Annotated in this window: 12 protein-coding genes, 1 tRNA gene, 1 pseudogene and 1 riboswitch; of the genes and pseudogenes, 10 read left to right on the top strand and 4 right to left on the bottom strand. The window is 54.4% G+C overall.

The features are described 5' to 3' along the window. Positions 1–19 precede the first annotated feature (19 nt). The 6 genes from NYE33_RS31150 to NYE33_RS31125 all read left to right on the top strand — a co-directional run bounded on the left by NYE33_RS31150 (position 20) and on the right by NYE33_RS31125 (position 12463). The gene (locus tag NYE33_RS31150; RefSeq protein WP_341070069.1) at positions 20–1216 is read left to right on the top strand and encodes a hypothetical protein; all 1197 of its coding nucleotides are present in this window, start codon (positions 20–22) and stop codon (positions 1214–1216) included. Continuing rightward, positions 1213–3615 carry a glycoside hydrolase family 88/105 protein gene (locus NYE33_RS31145; RefSeq protein WP_341069172.1) on the top strand — a complete coding sequence of 801 codons (2403 nt, stop codon included), beginning with the start codon at positions 1213–1215 and terminating at the stop codon, positions 3613–3615. Before NYE33_RS31150 ends, NYE33_RS31145 begins: the two co-directional genes overlap by 4 nt. Before the next feature lie 272 nt (positions 3616–3887). Continuing rightward, positions 3888–4074, top strand: a riboswitch (cyclic di-AMP (ydaO/yuaA leader). Positions 4075–4229: 155 nt separating this feature from the next. Further along, entirely contained in the window at positions 4230–4775 is a 546-nt protein-coding gene (locus NYE33_RS31140; protein WP_341069169.1) for a hypothetical protein, read from the top strand. Continuing rightward, positions 4776–6218 carry a flotillin family protein gene (locus NYE33_RS31135; RefSeq protein WP_341069166.1) on the top strand — a complete coding sequence of 481 codons (1443 nt, stop codon included), beginning with the start codon at positions 4776–4778 and terminating at the stop codon, positions 6216–6218. 178 nt (positions 6219–6396) lie between these two features. Further along, entirely contained in the window at positions 6397–7782 is a 1386-nt protein-coding gene (locus NYE33_RS31130; RefSeq protein WP_042134954.1) for an MATE family efflux transporter, read from the top strand. Positions 7783–8422: 640 nt separating this feature from the next. Beyond that, the gene (locus NYE33_RS31125) at positions 8423–12463 is read left to right on the top strand and encodes an endo-1,4-beta-xylanase (RefSeq protein ID WP_341069164.1); all 4041 of its coding nucleotides are present in this window, start codon (positions 8423–8425) and stop codon (positions 12461–12463) included. A gap of 114 nt (positions 12464–12577) precedes the next feature. On the opposite strand, the gene NYE33_RS31120 is transcribed toward NYE33_RS31125, so the two are convergent. Both NYE33_RS31120 and NYE33_RS31115 read right to left on the bottom strand, forming a co-directional pair. Next, the gene (locus NYE33_RS31120) at positions 12578–13555 is read right to left on the bottom strand and encodes a Gfo/Idh/MocA family protein (protein ID WP_341069162.1); all 978 of its coding nucleotides are present in this window, start codon (positions 13553–13555) and stop codon (positions 12578–12580) included. Positions 13556–13768: 213 nt separating this feature from the next. Then, positions 13769–14614: an SDR family oxidoreductase gene (locus NYE33_RS31115; protein ID WP_341069160.1), complete on the bottom strand. Its 846-nt coding sequence runs from the start codon at positions 14612–14614 to the stop codon at positions 13769–13771. A 91-nt stretch (positions 14615–14705) separates the two neighbouring features. Between NYE33_RS31115 and NYE33_RS31110 the strand changes: the two genes are divergently transcribed. Further along, entirely contained in the window at positions 14706–15122 is a 417-nt protein-coding gene (locus NYE33_RS31110) for a MerR family transcriptional regulator (protein WP_341069157.1), read from the top strand. Positions 15123–15225: 103 nt separating this feature from the next. On the opposite strand, the gene NYE33_RS31105 is transcribed toward NYE33_RS31110, so the two are convergent. Next, positions 15226–15819, bottom strand: a complete 594-nt coding sequence (locus NYE33_RS31105) for a TetR/AcrR family transcriptional regulator (protein WP_076242593.1) — start codon at positions 15817–15819, stop codon at positions 15226–15228. A 117-nt stretch (positions 15820–15936) separates the two neighbouring features. Between NYE33_RS31105 and NYE33_RS31100 the strand changes: the two genes are divergently transcribed. Both NYE33_RS31100 and NYE33_RS31095 read left to right on the top strand, forming a co-directional pair. Further along, the gene (locus tag NYE33_RS31100) at positions 15937–17355 is read left to right on the top strand and encodes an MDR family MFS transporter (protein ID WP_076242594.1); all 1419 of its coding nucleotides are present in this window, start codon (positions 15937–15939) and stop codon (positions 17353–17355) included. 107 nt (positions 17356–17462) lie between these two features. Beyond that, positions 17463–18170 carry a DUF421 domain-containing protein gene (locus NYE33_RS31095; RefSeq protein ID WP_042134964.1) on the top strand — a complete coding sequence of 236 codons (708 nt, stop codon included), beginning with the start codon at positions 17463–17465 and terminating at the stop codon, positions 18168–18170. Positions 18171–18554: 384 nt separating this feature from the next. Here NYE33_RS31095 and NYE33_RS31090 read toward each other — a convergent pair. Next, positions 18555–18631, bottom strand: a tRNA-Pro gene (locus tag NYE33_RS31090). A gap of 467 nt (positions 18632–19098) precedes the next feature. Here NYE33_RS31090 and NYE33_RS31085 point away from each other — a divergent pair. Continuing rightward, positions 19099–19281 (top strand): annotated as a pseudogene (locus NYE33_RS31085) (alanine--tRNA ligase-related protein); the annotation flags it as partial. Positions 19282–19434: the final 153 nt, after the last annotated feature.

The following is a 19434-nucleotide window of genomic DNA, read 5'->3' as shown; positions in this document are numbered from 1 at the left end:
CGCCGGTCCAAGATGTAAAATGCTGCTCGGTGATCTGGACGGGGACGGCAGGGCAGAGCTGCTGCTGGTTCAGCCGGATAACCGCCAGGATGTCCGTTATATTCCGCATCAGGTGCAGTGCCTGACTGCCTATGATCTGGAGGGCCGTCTGTTGTGGCAGACCGGGAAGCCGGATGAGGGTGCAGGCAGCTCAGGGTCGGATTATCCGGCCCAAATCTTCGATATTGACGGAGACGGCGCGCTTGAGGTGCTGTGTGTGATGGATGACCGGCTGCAGATTCTGGAGGGGGCGACGGGCAAGGTCAAGTCGGTCCATCCGCTACCGGCCAAGGAAGCCCATGACTGTATCATTATTGCCGACCTGAAGGGCAGCGGACATCCTTCCGACATTATCCTCAAAGACCGCTATCATCAGCTGTGGGCACTGAACTCCAGCTTCGAATTGCTCTGGACCCATCAGGGCAATGTGGGGCATTATCCGTGGGTGTTCGATCTTGACGGAGACGGGCGTGATGAGATCATGGCCGGATATGATCTGCTGGATGCGGACGGAAACCGGCTGTGGAGCTGCCATGATCTGGAGGATCATGCGGATTGCCTGTGGGTCGGCGATGTGAATGGAGACGGAGTGCCGGAGCTGGTGATCGGCGGCAGTGTGACGGTGATGTATGACCGTGACGGGCATGAGCTGTGGCGGTATGAAGGCTCCATTGAATCGCAGCATCTGGCGCTCGGACGGTTCCGTCCCGACCTGCCGGGTCTGCAGATTGCCGGTCTCGACCGTATGGTCCGTGAAGATGACGGCAAGGGCCTGCGCGGTAAAGACGCGATGTTTCTGCTGGACCAGTCCGGTCAGGAGCTGTGGAAGGAAGAGCGCACCACGGACGGCTGGCTGACGATCGTTGAAGCCGTAAGTCATTTCTGGAAGGATGCGCCGGATTATATTCTTGCTTACCGCCGGGGCGAAGCTGTGCTTCCCGCGCTCTATGACGGCTATATGAATATCGTTGCCCGGTTTGCCGAGCAGGGATACGCCGTGCATGGGGACCTGCTGGGCAGCGGGACCGAGCAGGTCATTATTTATACGGATGAGCTTGCGGCCGTCTATGCCGGCGAACCGCTCCCGCTGCAGGCGGTGCATCCCGGGCGGCAGCTGCCGCAGCCCAAGCGGCTGTACAGCTCCACCCTCTATCCCGGCGGTGAGGTGGCGTTGTGATAGGCGGTGAGGCAGGCAATGGAAGGGTGACGGTGAAGAGTGGTGAGGCAGCGAAGAGCGGGCATACTGTGGAGGCTGGCGGGACTGTGAAGAACAGCAAGACTGTGGAGGCTGGTGTTCCGGCATATTTTGATCCGCAGAATTCTATCGTGCGTACGGCTGGAGAGCATACCGAATCCGTGCTTGCGATCGTAGCCAATCGCTATATCGGTGCCAATCCGCCGCAGCCTCCGGTGTACCGGGTGCATCTGGAGGACAGCTTTCCGCGGCTATCCGACTGCCGGTATGAGATGAATCTGAAGGAACGGCTGCCGGAGCTGCAGGACGGGGAATTTGTCTATGTCTGGGGCAAGCTGTGGAGCGAAGCAGAGAGCGATATCCCGCTGGCTGTCAGCTGCTTCGGTCCGGTAACGGTCTATGTCAATGGCTCCGCCGTGTTCCAGTCCAATCTGAACGACGATGTATTTCCGGACCGCAGGGCCTACTTCCGGACCGGGCTAAGCCAGGGCTGGAACCATGTGCTGCTGGAATTCACCGCAGTCGGCACGGGCTGCGGCGGCATCTTCGGCACGGGCAGCGTGAAAGGCGCGCCGCTGCATTTCCTGGCCCCGACAGCCGGGCGCAGCGGCTGTGAGGGCTGGATTTACAGCGCGCCGCAGCAGAGCAGATGGATGTTGCAGCCGGAGTGCGAGCGCGCCGGCGTTCCTCAGGGAGGAACAGCAGCACTCCAGGCGGAGCCGCTGCAAAGCGCATTCCGCAGCGGCGCGGCCGAAGCGGCGCTCGCGTCCCGCTGTGCCTGGTATCCGCAGGCCGGATGGCCGGATACCGTGGCCTGCGCCGGGAATCTCGCGCGTATCTTCGGCGAGGTTCCCGGCGCGAAGGCGCTGGCCTGGAGCCGGCTGGCGGTGACAGCGCCGGGCTTCACTGACACCCGGCTGAGCCTCCGCAGCCGGGACGTGGCGGCACTCCGGGTCTATGTGGATGGCAGGCTTGCCGCCATCCAGCCCGGGGGGAGTGCCGGGCTTGAATGTGTGCTGCCGCTGGGCTTCGGCAGCCATGATCTGCTGGTCGAGGCCGTCTGCGGCGGCCCGGACTGGGGCTTCCGGCTGGAAGCGGCGGACGCAGGGGGAGAAGCGGAAGCGGACACCGTGAACCTGGTCTTGCCGCATCCTGTGGAAGGGCAGGCAGGACCCTGGCTGTATCTGGGGACCTTCCTTGCATCGGCTGCACCGGAGGCTGCTGCGGCGGCTATGATGGATACTCCCTTTGGGGAAGGGGCGGAGAGCTGCTTCTGGCGGGTAGACCGCCCCGGCGGAGCGGTCAGGCCGTATCTGGAGAGCACGCTGTACGGACGCTGGAATTATCCGCTGGGCGTGACGTTATACGGGCTGCTGTGCACAGGGACAGTGCTGGATGATTCCCATTACACCGCTTATACCAGAGGCCATATTGAGCAGTGCACACGGCTTCATGAATATTCACTCTGGGACACGGGCCGTTATGGCGCTCCGGGAATTAATCAGCAGCTGGCGCTAATCGACTCCCTGGATGATTGCGGCTCATTCGGTGCGGCGATGCTGGCAGCGCACAGCGTGCAGCCGCTGCCTGGAGCAGCCGGGGCGGCAGAATACATTGCCCGTTACATTCAAGGGACACAGTCCCGTGACGAGGCGGGTGCGCTCTACCGCACCCGGGGCACGACCGATTTCATGCAGGGAACAATGTGGTGTGATGATTTGTATATGAGCACCCCTTTTCTGGTCCGGTACTATCAGCTAACCGGAAATGCTGCCTATCTGGATGACGCCGTGGCCCAGTTTCTGCACTACCGCGAGCGGCTGTTCCAGCCGGAGCTTGGCATTATGCACCATGTCTATGACTATAAATTCGGCAAGCCGAATGGTGTGCCTTGGGGCAGAGGCAACGGCTGGGTGCTGTTCTCACTGACCGAGCTGCTGGAGATTCTGCCGGAGCAGCACCCGCAGCGGCCGGAGCTGCTGGATTATTTCCGGGAGCTGTGTGAAGGGTATCTGCGGCTACAGGATGCTGCAGGGCTATGGCATCAAGTTCTGACGGATGCTGAATCCTATGCGGAGGCATCCTGCTCTTCAATGTTCGTGTATGCCTTCGCTAGAGGGGTGCGCAGAGGCTGGCTGCTCAAGCCGCACCCCTACGCCGCTGCGGCAATACGCGGCTGGCACGCCCTTGCCGAATACTGCATCGACAAGCAGGGGAATGTCTACGGCGTCTGCCGGGGATCAGGCTACTCGTTCAATAAGCTCTATTACAAGGAGCAGCTCACCTGGCAGCTCAACGATACTCACGGAATTGGCATAGTACTGCTGGCCGGTATTGAAGCGCTGGAGCTTACGCGGGAGCTGGAAGCACAGAAACGATAAAGAAATTATACTGTATTGATAATATTTGCTGGCCGAGGCTGTCTAGTAAGCAGATTCACTGCTTACTAGACAGCCTCTTTGCTATGTAACAGCACTGCTCCAGAGAAACGGAGCAAGAAGGAGTAAATCATCGGCCGCTTAAGAACGAAAGCAAAGAATACGCCTTCATTCATGCAGGGACGGCATTTTTGGCTTCTTTTGTCAACCGCAGCGTTTTACATTAAATGGCTGCAGGCGTAAGATTCAAATCAACAACCGAATGAAATTTAACTGTTCTCAAATGGCTGAATTCCAGTAATGGGAACGGGGGAACCAACGGTGATTACGGCTTTTGCTCAGATAGCGGCCGCTCACCTGGGGTGAATCCTTGCTGCATGCTGTAACGGTGCTCCGGCAAGGTAGGGCAATCTCGCTGCCCGAATCCGTCAGCTAACCCCGTAAGCCTCGAAGAGAGAGGATGAGCGCCATGATCGATTAACCGACCACGGAGAGCCCTGTTGCTGCTGTGGTCTTTTTGCTGTGCAGCAGCAGTGGAAGACGGTCTGAATCAAAAATAACAATTCATATAACAACGGGAAAGTGTATTTATAATGTGATCTGAACTGCCTAAGGAGGTGATCGTTATCTTAACTATATTTATCGTGTGCTTCTGGGTCGGACTGCTCCTGCTCCTCAGCGGCGGACTTCACGGGCATGGCCTGGCGGGTCATCTGCATGCGGGGGGCGGTGACGCCGGGGGGCCGGGCTTTGTGCCTATACTCCCGCTGATGGTGTTTGTCACAGTCTGGGGCGGCTCCGGTTATGTGCTTATCCGCTTCAGCGGAATGGGCGTGCTTGCAGTAGTGCTGATCTGCACCATGATTGCCTTGCTGACAGGTTGTCTGATGTATGCAGTGTTGGCCCGGGTGATGACCCGGTATGACAGCAGCATGAATGAATTGGATTATGAGCAGGCAGGGCAGCTTGGGTACATCAGTGTACCTGCAGCAGATGGGACAGCCGGGGAAATGAAATATGTGCTGCACGGAACGATGCGCTCCATTGGAGTGAGGGCAGCAAGCGGCCAGCAGCTTGTGAGGGGCGACAGGGTGATTATTTTGAAGGTGGATAAGGGAATGGCGGAAGTAACCCTCTTCGAGAGGGAATTCGGAGAATTATAAATGACGGGAGTGTCGGACCAAATGGTTATTCTTTATTTAATCTCGGGCATTGTTGTTGTTATTCTGCTGGCTTTGTTCAGTATCGTGACCGCTTATAAAAAAGTCCCGCCCAATCAGGCGATGATTGTATACGGTCTCGGCGGTAAAAGAGTGGTGCAGGGCGGCGGTACGTTCGTCATCCCCGGCTTCCAGAACAATAAGACCATCTCGATGATGCTGATGAGCTTCGATGTCATTCCGGCGCAGGCGATGTTCTCCCGGCAGGGCATCAAGCTCAACCTGGAGGCGGTCGCCCAGATAAAAATCAAAAGCGATCCCACCGCTATTCTGACGGCCAGTGAGCAGTTCATCGACCGGCCGGAAGAAGACCGCGAGACGATTATCCTGCATTCGGTGGAGGGCCACCTGCGCGGCTTGATCGGGCAATTGACGGTGGAATCCATCCTCAAGACGCCTGATGAAATCAACAGCAAGATGAGGGAGACCTGCTCGGAGGACCTCGACAAGATGGGGCTTGAGGTCGTCAGCTTCACCATCAAGAAAATTACGGATGACAAAGGGTATATCGACAATATGGGGGTTCCGGAAATTGAGCGCATCCGCCGCGATGCCAGCATTGCCAAGGCGGAAGCGGAACGCGACATTCAGATCAAGCAGGCCGAGGCGGAGAAGGAATCCTCCATTGCCAAAGCCAATGCGCATCAGGCCACCATTGAAGCGGGAACCGCCGCCCGCGCGAAGGAATCCCTGTTTGAGAAGGAACTGAACATCAAGCAGGCGGATTTCAAGCTGGAGACAGAAGTGAAGAAGGCACAGGCGGATCTTGCGTATGAATTGCAGCAGAACAAAATTAAGCAATCGCTCGTTACCGAACAGGTCAAAATCACGCAGATGGAAGCGGAGGCCAACCGCACAGTCCGGGAAATTGAAGTCGAGCTGAGACAGCGGGAGCTGGAGGCAACGGTGATCAAGCCTGCCCAGGCGGAGAACCAGGCTACGGTCATGAGAGCGGAAGCCGCCAAGCAGCGGCAGATTCTTGAGGCGGAAGCCGAGGCAGCGACAACGACCAAGCGCGGACTGGCCACGGCGGAAGCTGAGCTGGCGAAAGGGAGAGCGAATGCGGAGATTGTCCAGCTGGCCGGAGCGGCGGAAGCGGGAGCCCTGGAGAAGAAAGCCGAAGCGTACAAACAGTTCACACAAGCTGCGCTTACCGTGGAATTCCTGAAAATACTGCCGGAGCTGGCTGAGAAAATTGCTTCCCCGCTCGCCAAGGTGGATAAGATTACAGTGATTTCCCAGGATGGAGCTACCTCAGGCGTGAACAAAATTACCGGTGATATTGCCAAAATAATGGCCCAGGTTCCTGAGTTGACCCAGACGCTTACCGGTATGAATGTGACCGAAGCGCTCAGCGGACTGCTTGGCCGGGATAAAGAGCAGTAATTCATATACAGCAGCAATAAAGCCGCCGTTCTTTCGTTAATGGAGAATTGCGGATTTATTGCTTTTTTGTGTGCCGGTTTTTCTCACTGGTCACAGACGTGAAGCTGGATTTGTAGTAAACTGGAAGGAATGTACTGTCTGCTCGCAATTATTCTACAGAAAAGAATGTGATATATTTATGCAGCTTCAGGCTCGACTGCCGGCCAAAAAATGGCTGGAGAAGTACCTTTCCGGGGAAGGGATGGATTACCGGCAAATTGTAGCTTTATTTATTCCGATCCTGATTGACCAGGCTTTCATCATCGGGCTTAATCTGGTAAACACTGCGATGATCAGCTCATCCGGCATGGCGGCGGTCAGTGCGGTGAATATGGTAGATTCACTGAATATATTCCTGATCAACGTATTCGTTGCCATTGCTACCGGCGGGACAGTGGTCGTTGCGCAGTACAAAGGCAGCGGCAACGACCGGATGGTATCCCAGGCTACGGCGGGTTCGGTTACCTCGGTATCGCTGATCGCCGTGGGAATCGGACTTCTGCTCATGGGCTTCCACACGCCGATACTGAACCTGCTGTTCGGAACAGCTTCCGCCGATGTGCTGGATAATGCCCGGATCTACATGATCGGCAGCAGTATTTCTTATCTGGGGATCGCCGTGGTTCAGGCGGTGTGCGGTGCGCTGCGCGGCGTCGGCAGGACGCGGGCTTCGCTGATGCTGTCGCTGATCATGAATCTGCTGTACGTACTCCTGAACGTAGTCTTCATTAACCTGCTGCACATGGGTGTGCTGGGGATGACGCTGGCGGTCAATATTGCGCGGTATGCGGGCATGATCTTTGCCCTGGTGTACCTGTTCAAGATTGACACGGTACTGCGTGTGCGGGTCCGCGACCTGTTCCATGTTCCGGTCTCTATGCTGCGCAGAATTATGTTCATCGGCGTTCCATTTGCAGCTGAGCAGATGTTCTTCAATGGCGGCAAGCTGCTGACCCAGATTTTTATTGTTAGTATGGGCACCTATGCGATTGCGACCAATGCTATTGCCGGCTCGCTGGCGATGGTGTTTCAGATACCGGCCAGTGCGTTGTCTCTGACGATCGTGACGGTGGTCGGCCAAAGCATCGGGCGGGGGGATGTGGCAGATGCCAGAAAATTCATCAAGTCCTTCCTCTGGATCGGTTCAGCCTCGTATGCCTTGGTCGCCCTGCTCCTGATGCCGCTGTTCCATCCGCTGGTGTCAATCTTCTCTCCGCCTCCTGAGATCATTGACGACTTGTTTGTAGTCCTGCTGGTGAATGCTATTGCCCAGATTCCGCTGTGGGCGGTCAGCTTCATTCTGCCGTCCGCGCTGCGGGCAGCGGGGGATTCCCGCTTCACCTCTATCACCTCCATGCTGTCGATGTGGCTGTTCCGGGTCGTATTCGGTTACATTCTCGGGATCGTCCTAGGCTACGGTGTGCTGGGGGTCTGGCTGGCGATGAACTGCGAGTGGGCCGTCCGGGGATTTGTGTTTCTATGGCGCTTCAGAGGCGACAAATGGTTTGCGCATAAGCTGATATGAACGCTGTGGCTGCTGATCTAAAGGCTGTCCCGTAAGTAGTTTTCCCATAAATGTAAGACAACAGAGCAGCGTTGCCCGTTATTAAGTGGCGCTGCTCTGCGTTTTTTGTATCGCGTGCAGATTCCCTGCACGTGGTGTAATGAAGTGAAGGCTGGCGCGATATGATGTCGAGCCGCGTCGGGCTGTCCAAGTGTTCTCCGGTAGGAGTGGCTTCTTCAGGCCAGCAAGTGGAAAAACGTATCTTAATTCGTCAATTTCTGAGCGATGTGCGGAAGCAAGTGGAAAAACAACATCTAATAGGGGTAGTTTTCACTACTTTGGATGAAATGGAGTGATTTAAGTGCTGTTTATTCAACTGCTGATTAAGCAGGGGGACATTCGCTCATCAGCAAGTGTAGTAAATCCAACTGCTATTAATCCGGCCTCTATAGCATCCGGCTTATAAAGTGGCAGACAGGTGCTTCTTAGTTCTGACACTCCAGTGAAATGAACTATAAAAAGCACGGTACAATCTTTAGTTTCGGGTAAGACGCTTTTTTTGCATTATGCTACGATTTGGGTTGAGAAGGGGGGCAGCTTTCACATAACTGTAAGCGCTTAACTCAAAAGAAACCCAAATTCATACAGAGGAGTGCAATGCATGAAGCGAATAATCAAGCAAGTCTCTCTCGTATTACTGGCAGCCGTCCTGCTTCTTCCGGCAGGCGGGTATATTCCGGCTGCTCAGGCAGCAGAGGCCCCGGCCACGGTATACCACGAAAGCTTTGCGGGCGGCACAGGCAAGGCAGTCCAATCCGGAGGCGCCAGCCTCAGTGCAGTCACGGGAGTTCCTTTTGACGGAAATGCCGATGGAGCAGCGTTATACGTAAACAACCGGGTAAATAACTGGGATGCGGTTGATTTCAAATTCTCGGATGTCGGCCTCAAGAACGGGCACACATACACCGTCACTGCTGTCGTCTACGTTGACGCTAATGTAGCGGTCCCGGACGATGCGGCGGCGGCGCTCCAGACGGTGAAAAGCTATGGGAATTATACGGCAGTACCCTATGTGGCAGGCCAATCAGTCACACTGAAGAAAACATTCACTGTGGATACCAGTGCCGTGGACCCCGACAAGAAGGATTATGGCTTGCGCATCAATTCTAACGAGGCCGGGGCCGCAGTGCCATTTTATCTTGGAGATATTCTGTTCACTGAAGAGGGCACTCCAGGCGGCGGGGAAGAACCTGTCCGGGACCCGGCTTTACCATTCAATACGATCACCTTTGAAGACCAGACGGCAGGCGGCTTCACCGGCAGAGCGGGAACCGAGCTGCTTACTGTAACCGGTGAAGAGAATCATACGGCTGATGGTTCCTACGCGCTGAAGGTGGAAGGCAGAACCTCTACCTGGCACGGGCCTTCCCTGCGTGTGGAGAAATACGTGGATAAGGGCAGCGAATACAACATCTCTGCCTGGGTCAAGCTGATCGATCCTGCCAGCTCGCAGCTCCAGTTGTCTACGCAGGTGGGCAATGACAGTGGTGCGAGTTATGTGGCCCTGTCCCCCAAGACGATCAGCACTGCTGACGGCTGGGTGAAATTTGAGGGCAGCTACCGCTATAACAGTGTGGGCGGCGAATATCTGACCCTTTATATTGAAAGCTCCAACAACACAGCAGCCTCCTTTTATATCGACGATATCACTTTTGAGCATACAGGCACCGGCCCGGTGGATATTCAAAGGGATCTGGTTCCTCTAAAAGCAGCCTATCAGAATGACTTCCTGATCGGTAACGCGATTTCAGCCGAGGATCTGGAAGGTGTCCGGCTGGATCTGCTGAAGCTGCATCACAACGTTGCTACCGCAGGCAATGCCATGAAGCCGGATGCGCTGCAGCCGACTAAGGGGAATTTCACTTTTACAGCGGCAGATGCGATGGTGAACAAGGTGCTGGCGGAAGGGATGAAGATGCACGGGCATGTGCTGGTATGGTACCAGCAGTCGCCTGACTGGATGAACCTGACCACGGATGCGGCAGGCAATACCGTTCCTCTGGGACGTGCCGAAGCACTCACCAATCTTAGAACTCATATCCGGGAGGTTATGGAGCATTTTGAGGGCAGGGTGATCTCCTGGGATGTAGTTAATGAAGCAATGAATGATAACCCGTCCAACCCGTCCAACTGGCAAGGGGCTCTGCGTCAATCCCACTGGTATGATGCCATCGGTGCGGACTATGTAGAGCAGGCTTTCCTGGCGGCCAGAGAGGTGCTGGACGATCATCCAGAGTGGGATATCAAGCTGTATTACAATGATTACAACGATGATAACCAGAACAAAGCCCAGGCCATCTACAGTATGGTCAAGGAAATCAACGACAGGTACGCGCTTACTAACCCCGGGAAGCTGCTGATTGACGGTGTGGGGATGCAGGCACATTACAATATCAACACGAATCCCGATAACGTCAAGCTGTCGCTGGAGAAATTCATCTCGCTTGGAGTAGAGGTCAGCATTACCGAGCTCGATATTCAAGCCGGAAGCGACAATAAGCAAACGGAGAAGGAATTGGTCGACCAGGGCTATCTGTATGCGAAATTGATGGATCTCTACAAGGCACATGCCGCCAATATCGAGCGCGTTACCTTCTGGGGAATGGATGACCGTACCAGCTGGAGAGCTGTCTCAAGTCCGCTGCTGTTTGACAGGGATTTGCAGGCCAAACCGGCATATTACGGCGTCATTGATCCGGCAAAATATATGTCAGAGCATCAACCGAACACGACAGAGGCTAATGTGTCTGAGGCCGTTTACGGCACACCGGTCATTGACGGAACAGCGGATGCAATCTGGTCCTCAGCGCCTGAGATGGCAGTGAACCGGTATCAGCTGGCCTGGCAGGGTGCAAGCGGAACCGCGCGTACTCTGTGGGATGAACAGAATCTATATGTACTGGTCCAGGTCAGCGATGCCCAGCTGGACAAGAGTAACGCGAATGCGTGGGAGCAAGACTCGGTTGAGGTCTTCCTGGATGAGAATCTGGGCCGCACCACCTTCTATCAGGACGATGACGGACAGTTCCGGGTCAATTATGACAATGAAGCCTCCTTCAGTCCGGCAGCCATCGGTGCAGGCTTCGAGTCGGCAACCAAGGTAGCCGGAACAAGCTATACCCTTGAAATGAAGATTCCGTTCAAAAAAATCACCCCGGCCGGCGGCACCAAGGTCGGCTTCGACACTCAGATTAACGATGCCAAGAGCGGCGTCCGGCAAAGTGTTGCCGCCTGGAATGATACCACCGGGAACGGTTATCAGGACACGTCTGTGTACGGCATATTGACTCTCAAGAGCAGGGATGAAGAGCCGGAACAGACAACGGCACCAACGCCGACACCAGCAGCAACGACACAACCAACTGCGGAACCAACAGCAGAACCAACACCAACAGCTACACCAACCCCGGCACCGGTATCTGGCGGAACAAACTATGTCAATAGCACACCTACACCGAAGCCTGTGAATCTTGAGAGTAAGGACGGCGTGGTTACGATCAGACCGGAAATCAAGAATCAGGGAGGAGAGGCAAAGGCCACGGTTACGGGCGATATTCTGCGCAAAGCGCTGGAGCAGGCAGTCCCGGCAGCAGACGGCATGAAACAAATCGTGATCGACCTGCCGAAGCAGACGGGTGCAGCCTCATACGAAGTTGAACTGCCGCTGCAAAGCCTGAAGGGGCAGGCGAACTTCGTGCTTGTGATCAAGACAGGCCCTGCAACGCTCGCAATCCCAGGCGGGCAACTGGCTGGCATTACAGCAAACAGTGAATACATCTCCATTCATGTAAAAGAGTCCCCGGCGGCCAGTCCGGATGCGGCAGCCCGCAGTCTGACCGGCAGTCGTCCGGTAGTGGAGCTGAAGTTGTCGGCCGGAGGCCGGGAGATGGCCTGGAGCAGCCCGGATATGCCTATAACTGTTTCAATTCCTTACAAGCCGGCAATGGAAGAGCTGGGTTACCCCGATTCACTGCTGGTGCGCCAGCTCCGTGAGGATGGCCAGATGATTGCTGTCGTGAACAGCCGTTATAATGCGGCGAACGGATCACTTGTGTTCCAGACATCAGAGTTCGGCACTTTTGCAGCGGCGTATGCTCCATTGACATTCACGGATCTGGGGAATCTGTCTTGGGCTAAGCAGGCTGTCGCTGCTATGGCAGCGCGTGATCTTGTCCTGGGAACCTCCAGCGGCAATTTCTCACCGGCTGTTCCAGTGAGCAGAGCAGATTTCACCGCATCCCTTCTGAAGGTGCTTGAACTCAAAGCTGCTGCTGAAGCAGGTGCTGGATTCAGCGATGTCGGGAATAATGCGGAGCATTTCAAGGAGCTTGCCGCCGCGAAGCAGCTCGGCATCGTCACCGGCTATGCAGATAACACCTTTAAGCCGGACAGCACGATTTCACGTCAGGAGATGATGGTGATCGCCGCCCGCGCGCTGAAGTCAGCAGGGATAGCGGCACAAGGCAGCGGAACTCTGGATGCTTACGCGGATGCAGAGCGGATCTCCGCTTACGCCAAGGGCAGTCTGGAAGCTCTGCTGAAATATGGAGTTGTGAACGGTAAGAACGGCAGGCTTGCCCCGGACGATACTCTTACCCGGGCGGAAGCAGCGGTCATTCTGTACCGGATCTGGAAGCTGTAATTAGGACTTAGAATTTTCTTCTGATTGAGCGCAGCAACAGCCAGCCGCCGGGCGGATTCCCGGAGGCTGGCTGTTTATGCTGCAGGTTTATTTTAGTTTTTAGTATGCCTGCAATCAGCGTCCATTGTAATTCCGTACAAGTTCATCCATCACGCGGCTGGTACGGATAGCGGTATCGCCGGTGCTTAGAGCGGTGCCGCATCCCAGAAGCTCATCTACAATGGACTGGATCAGCGGCTGCTGGATATGGGGCGGGTGGGCGATAAATTCAGGGTACTCCCCGTTTTTGGTCCGGAGAATAACCGGCTGCTCCGCAAAGGTGGAGAAGGTGATACTGCCACGGCTGCCGATAATTTCAGTAACGTCTTCGTTAGTAAAGGCATTGAAGCACCAGATGCCCGTCCCATGAACGCCTGTCTCAAAGCGGTATCTGCCGGATACGGTATCCTCAGGTTTGTAGGGGCTTCCAAAGTTGGACGCATGTCCGTTGACATCTTCAATCGGGCCAAGCAGGAAATCGAGCAGATCCAGCGTATGGCTGCCCACATCCAGCAATAACCCGCCGCCGGAAATTTCCGGGTCCACCCGCCAATTCTCCTCACTTACCGCTGCGAGCGGCTTAGTCATATGCAGGGTGCGCACAAACCGGGGTTCACCGATCGCTCCCGTGTCCAGCCACTCCTTAACCTTGCGGAAGCGCGGAAGCCCTCTGCGGTAATAAGCGACGTACAGCGGAACCCCCGCCTGCCCGCAGGCAGCAATCATGGCTTCGCATTCCGCCGTATTAAGACCCATGGGCTTCTCCACATAGACTGGCTTTCCGGCCTGCGCTGCCGCTAAGGTGTATTCCATATGGGTGGACGGCGGTGTAGCGATATACACGGCATCCACGCCAGGATCGGCTATCAGACCGGCTGCCCCGTCGTACCAGCGGGGTACCCCATGCCGCCGCGCATAGTCGGCTGCAAGTTCTCCGCTGCGCCTCATGACGGCCGCGAGCTGCGATCCTCCGGCCTTTTGCAAGGCCGGACCGCTCTTAACCTCGGTTACATCCCCGCAGCCGATAATGCCCCAGTGAATGATTTTGCTCAACTCAGTATCCTCCTCCGCATCTAGTCCTGCTTTTGGGTTTTGCTTTGAAATCCTGCATTAAATACAACATTCTCTTCATTATATCAACCATATTCCTGAAATGTTGTACGAAAGACAGCATTTTGCGCCTCCGAGCGGCTTGGCAGGGAAATCTTGCAGTTTCTGCAACAATTCTCCCGGACACCCTGGTGTCTATGAATCCGGGTTACAGAGCTAGGCGAAATAATGCCCTTCTTCCAGATCGGCGATCAGTCCGGGCTGTACCGGCTGCCAGCCCAGAAGCTCCCGCGTTGCCAGGCTTGCCTGCGCAGTGTTGTATAAGCTTGTGATGTCGATTGCCGCGATAGCACCAAGGAAGCCGAAGTGGGCGGCGGCTTCTTCAGGGGTTATGCTGGCCGCCGGCACACTCAATTGCCGCCCGATGACTGCGGCGATCTTGCAGAGCGGAATGCCTTCATCGCCGGCGCCCAGCAGCCGCGAGCCCGCCGGGGCGGCTTCCAGCGCCAGGCGGTACAGCACCGCCGCATCCAGGCGGTGGACTGCCGGCCAGCGGTTACTTCCGTCGCCGATGTAGGCGGCGAAGCCCTTCTCCCGGGCGATGTCGATCATCATCGGCACAAAACCCCGGTCGCCTTCGCCGTGCACAGACGGTGCAAGCGAGACGATGGATGCCCGGATGCCCCGCTCTGCCATTGCGAGCACTGCAGCATCTACGGCATGTCCATTTGCGTGAGCCGTGGTAATAAACGGCTTCCCGGAGCCTTCCAGCGCCGCTCCCATAGCTTCAACGGCCCCCAAATCCAGGGCCAGCGCACCTTCAAAGTCGGAGAAATCATTGGTGAACGCCAGATGAATCACGCCGTCCGCAGCAGCAGCGCCGCTGCTCAGAGTCTCTAGATCATCCAGAGTACCGTACAGCGCTGTGGCCCCCGCCGCAGTTAGTCCCGCGGCTTTCTCTTCAGAACGGCAAAGACCCGTCACAGTATGTCCCGCACTGATCAGTTCCTTGACGACCGCAGAACCGATATACCCCGTTGCTCCAGTAACAAAAACATGCATAATGATATCCTCCTTCATAAGTTGACTGCCTGATCATGTTAAGCATAAACTATGAAGTGAACTCTAGGGCAAGCGGTCCAAAGGAGAAATAATGATGAAAATTCAGGAACTGGCGGACAGGATGGGACTCACGATCCATACGATCCGTTTTTATGAAAAGGAAGGCCTGCTGGATGAGCGGCATGTCCGGCGGGAAAGCAATAATTACCGCAACTATTCGGAAGAGGCTGTCCAGCGGCTCAAGCTCGTCAAGAAGTTCCAGTCCATCGGCTGTTCACTGGCGGAACTGAAGGAAGCTCTGCAGGACCACGATTCCAATGCGAATACGAACCAGCAGATCATAGATTGGATTCGCAGCAAGAAGAGGGAGATCGAACACAAGAAGGAAGAATACGACCAAATGCTGAATACCCTGAACTGGATGCTGGAGTACCGGACCCTGCTCATGACAGATCCGCAGCAGGCGCAGGAGATGATGAAGCGCTGGCAGGCAGGCTCATCCGGTTGAGCGGTGGAGACATCAAATTGTATGTTGAAATCAGGCGAGAGTGATATTTACGGCGAATTATTGGCGGCGTATCTCCTCTCGTTTTTCTATTTGGATATGGTAATCAACGCTTTAATACGAGCGGCAGGAACACTTCGTCCACAATATTGGCAATGGTCTCCTCGGACATTGGTTTGTTATACAGCATTAGCTCATGGCGGGCCAGATCTGCCGGCAAAGTAAGCATCCGGGGCGTAACGGACTCGGCCGATACCTCTCCCCGTTCAACGGCCCGCTGCAGTACAATCGTCATTGTCCTGTTTTGACGCCCGTCTGGGAATATCAAGGAGGCAAGCGGCATGGCGCCGATTTCCGTTACAAGCCCGTAGAAAGCCTTCATCATCACTTCGATATTGTTCTGATTCATGGACCGGAGCACACCGCACACATCGTCCCTCAAATTCCCGTTATCGGGTACCTCCTCCAGCGGCAGAGGCACGCGTTCCCGGACCGCCGCCAGTACAATCTCAGCACGGTTGGCCCATCGGCGGTACAGCACGGCTTTGCTTGTTCCTGACCGCTCCGCTACTCCATCCATCGTTAGATTAGAATAGCCTTGTTCATGCAATTCTTCCCTTACCGCCTGCAGTATAGCCGCTTCCAGCTCTTTGCCTCTGCGTCTGTTTTTCAATTTATCCTGATGTTGAGAAGTAGACATATGGGTCTCATACTCCTTTAGAAATTTTCGTTGCGTTTCATATGGGGATAGTATATCATAAGCGCAAATAAGAAACTTTTTGTTTCTTATTTCTCAATCTCAGGGAGGTAATCTATTTTGCAAAAACAAGATACCGCAGTGCTAGAATCGGCTGAACAGCAGGCAGCCGCGAAGAAATTATTGTGGATTCTCATGCTGGGCATTCTGGCCCCGTTATTCGACACGACGATCACGAATGTGGCTATTGATACACTGGTGCGGGAATTTAACACCTCGGTGTCAACCATTCAATGGGTGATGACCGGTTATCTGCTTGCGCTTGCAATGGTCATTCCTATTAGCGGCTGGGCGGTGGAGCGGTTCGGGGGCAAGCCGATGTGGCTATTTTCGCTAGGCATGTTCTTGCTTGGTTCTGTGCTGTGCAGCATGGCGTGGAATGTGGAGAGCCTGATTTTTTTCCGTACCATTCAAGGGATCGGCGGGGGATTGCTGATGCCCATTATGCAGACCTTGGCCGTACGCGCCTCCGGAGGACAGAATATGGGCAAAAGAATGGCCACGGTGGCTCTACCGGCGCTGCTTGGGCCGATACTCGGGCCAGTGCTGGGAGGCCTTATCATCAATCATCTGAGCTGGAGATGGATTTTCTTTGTGAATATTCCGCTCTGCATCGTTGCCATCCTCATGGCGTGGAAGGGATTGCCCAATGAAGAGCGCGGAACCCGGACACTGCGGCTGGATCTGCCGGGACTGATGCTGTTGTCCCCAGCTATCATTCTCATTATTTATGGTCTAGGAGAGGTAAGCTCGAGCCACGGTTACGGTCATGCCGCTGTTCTCGTTCCCGTTATAGCCGGGTTAGTGCTTTTAGCAGTGTTTGTCATTTATGCATACCGCAAAGGTGACGAAGCCTTGCTTGATGTTAAGCTGTTTCGGGTGCGTCCCTTTACGGTATCCTCGACACTGCTATTCCTGTCCGGTCTGACTACTTACGGGGCGATGCTGCTGCTGCCGCTGTACTTCCAGCAAGTCCGCGGCGAATCCGTGCTAATATCCGGTCTGCTGCTCGTTCCGCAAGGAATCGGGATGCTGCTGACAAGATCACTTGCCGGCAAACTAACCGATCAGATCGGTTCGAGACCCGTCGTTCTTGCCGGAACCCTCCTTACCATACTTGGAACATGGCCGCTTACGCAGCTTAGCGGAGATACGAGCTATTACTATTTGAGCGCAGCATTGATCGTGCGTGGGGCAGGATTAGGGGCTGTTTTTCTGCCGGTCATGGCTTCGGCCTATATCGGCCTGTCTTCGAAGCAAATTCCGCATGCCAGCAGCACCACTCGTATTATGCAGCAGATCGGCGGCGCCTTTGGCGTATCGGTTATCGCTATTATTTTGCAGAACGAGCTTAATTCAGTCCTGTCCCATGACCCGGCAGCTATGGCTGTTGCGTTCGATCATACGTTTATCTGGTCGATTGCCTTCGCTACACTGGCGCTGATTCCGGCGGCATTTCTGCCGAGAATAAAAAGATAAATCCGGGCTAAGTCACAATATAATTACGGTCAATTCATTGTCTCCTCCCGTACAAATCGTTTGTTTCGGTTCGTATTGGAAATAATGGAGGGAGGAGGGATTGCGCTATGCATGCTTATATGGATATTCTGGTCCGCACGATAATTTCCGTCATTCTGCTTTTGTTTATCCCTAAGCTGCTGGGCAAGCAGATGATATCGAACATGACTTCTCATAACTTCGTCACCAGCATCATGCTGGGGTCGATAGCCGCCAACCTGGCGTTCAATGAGAGCCTGAAATCGGTCTATTTGATTCTGGCCCTTGTCGCTGTTGCCGCCCTTTCTTTTCTGCTGTCGCTGATCGCGCTGAAAAGCCATAAGTGGAGAGCTTGGATCTCCGGTTCACCCACGGTACTGATTGAAGGAGGGAAGATCCTGGAGGGCAACATGCGCAAGCTTAAATATACGATGGATTCACTGGATCAGTCGCTGCGGGAGAAAGATATTTTCGATATAGAAGAGGTGGAGTATGCCATTCTTGAAGATAACGGAAGGTTGTCCGTACTGAAAAAGGAGGCCTTTCAGGGAGTACAGAAGAAGGATATGAAGCTGCCGTCCCATCCGCAAGCCTTCCCGGTGGAATTAATTATGGATGGCATCGTAATGGAGGATAATCTGAAGAATTACGGACTTACGGCACAATGGCTGGAGAACGAGCTAAGACGCAAAGGAAAACATATCTCCGACGTGTTCTATGCAGTGAGAGGAACGCAGCAGCAGCTCATTTTCGATTTCTACAAGGATGATATCCGCAATCCGCTGGATAAAGAGTGACATCATATGCATATCTAATTATTCCGTTCCCAGTTCTGGTCTTTGATTTCGTGGCGTCTTAGCTCCTTTACAAGCTCCTCGTGATTATGCTATGGTTATGCTTCGCAATTGCCGGAATAATCAAAAATAAACAACGCCGTTCAGCTTTCCAGATGGAGGATGAACAGCATTGTTTATCATAATCCTTCTCTCCAATAAAGCCTCAACTTGCTCGTTTGTGGCTGGCTGAATTAACTGGCAGCCTGAATTGAAGGTACTCCTTTATGTGGAGAAAAAGATGTAATTGCCTTAATTGGTTAAGACTCATGCATAAACATACAAAGGATGATCATAAAGAGTCCAAACAAAAACCCTTATAAATCAAGGGTTCCGGCACTAACTGTATGGTCGAGACGACAGGATTCGAACCTGCGGCCTCTTACTCCCGAAGCAAGCGCTCTACCAAGCTGAGCTACGTCTCGACATTTGAAATTAGTAGAATCTGATGCATAAAATACAATTGCTCCAATTCTTTGAGCATTCTCATATCACCAATAAACCCTAGGTATCCAGTTCAGCAATGTTCTAGCTATATTATTAAATTATACGCTCGTATGTAAGCGCTGTAAATATCATTTTACATAAGTTTCAGCTCCCCTTCCTGCAATTTTCCTGCCCGAGATTGATAGTGCCAAAGCCGCTGGATATACTGGAAATGTTAAAAATCAACGCAGAAAGCTAATTTCGGAGTGCGGGGAACAATCCCGCCGGGGGCACCCGTTAACAGCCGCGCAAGGCGATCGTCTGCTACAGTCCGTGATTCTGCGGAACAAGGCGAAAACCAGGGTTGTACCGCGATAATCATCGTCCCTGAATTTCATTCAGGGGCGTTTTTTGTTTTTGATTTTTGGGTAACGTCAAGAATTACGGCCGGAGGGCCGCACTAATGATGAGACGGGAGCTGTACAAGAAGAAAGCAAGTGAAATCTGTTCCAAATGGCTGCAGTTTTTCGAGAGTAAAGGGCACCGCATTGAGCCGAGCGCCTCGCTCGTGCCGCACAACGATCCGTCGCTGCTGTGGATTAACGCAGGCATGGCACCGCTGAAGGCTAACTTCGAAGGCCGGGTGGTTCGGGACCTTGTACTCGCCCTGAGCGGGATCGTGCTGCTGCGGCTGCTGGCGTAGAATTCAGAAGGTTGTAACAATAGGCGCTACAAAGGGGCGTTACACCAGAATGGACAAGAGTCCCGTTCTGGTGTAACGCCCCTTTCGCACTCGCAGCAC

The organism is Paenibacillus sp. FSL R10-2199 (assembly GCF_038000235.1).
In the GTDB taxonomy this organism is placed as follows: domain Bacteria; phylum Bacillota; class Bacilli; order Paenibacillales; family Paenibacillaceae; genus Paenibacillus_AQ; species Paenibacillus_AQ phytohabitans.
Note: the sequence above shows the minus strand (reverse complement) of the source record. Positions and strands in the feature narration are given on the sequence as shown.

Coding starts and splice junctions, on each gene's coding strand:
- NYE33_RS31150 (WP_341070069.1), top strand. CDS start 20: ATGCTGCTCGGTGATCTGGACGGGGACGGCAGGGCAGAGCTGCTGCTG.
- NYE33_RS31135 (WP_341069166.1), top strand. CDS start 4,776: ATGACGGGAGTGTCGGACCAAATGGTTATTCTTTATTTAATCTCGGGC.
- NYE33_RS31130 (WP_042134954.1), top strand. CDS start 6,397: ATGCAGCTTCAGGCTCGACTGCCGGCCAAAAAATGGCTGGAGAAGTAC.
- NYE33_RS31125 (WP_341069164.1), top strand. CDS start 8,423: ATGAAGCGAATAATCAAGCAAGTCTCTCTCGTATTACTGGCAGCCGTC.
- NYE33_RS31115 (WP_341069160.1), bottom strand. CDS start 14,614: ATGCATGTTTTTGTTACTGGAGCAACGGGGTATATCGGTTCTGCGGTC.
- NYE33_RS31110 (WP_341069157.1), top strand. CDS start 14,706: ATGATGAAAATTCAGGAACTGGCGGACAGGATGGGACTCACGATCCAT.
- NYE33_RS31105 (WP_076242593.1), bottom strand. CDS start 15,819: ATGTCTACTTCTCAACATCAGGATAAATTGAAAAACAGACGCAGAGGC.
- NYE33_RS31095 (WP_042134964.1), top strand. CDS start 17,463: ATGCATGCTTATATGGATATTCTGGTCCGCACGATAATTTCCGTCATT.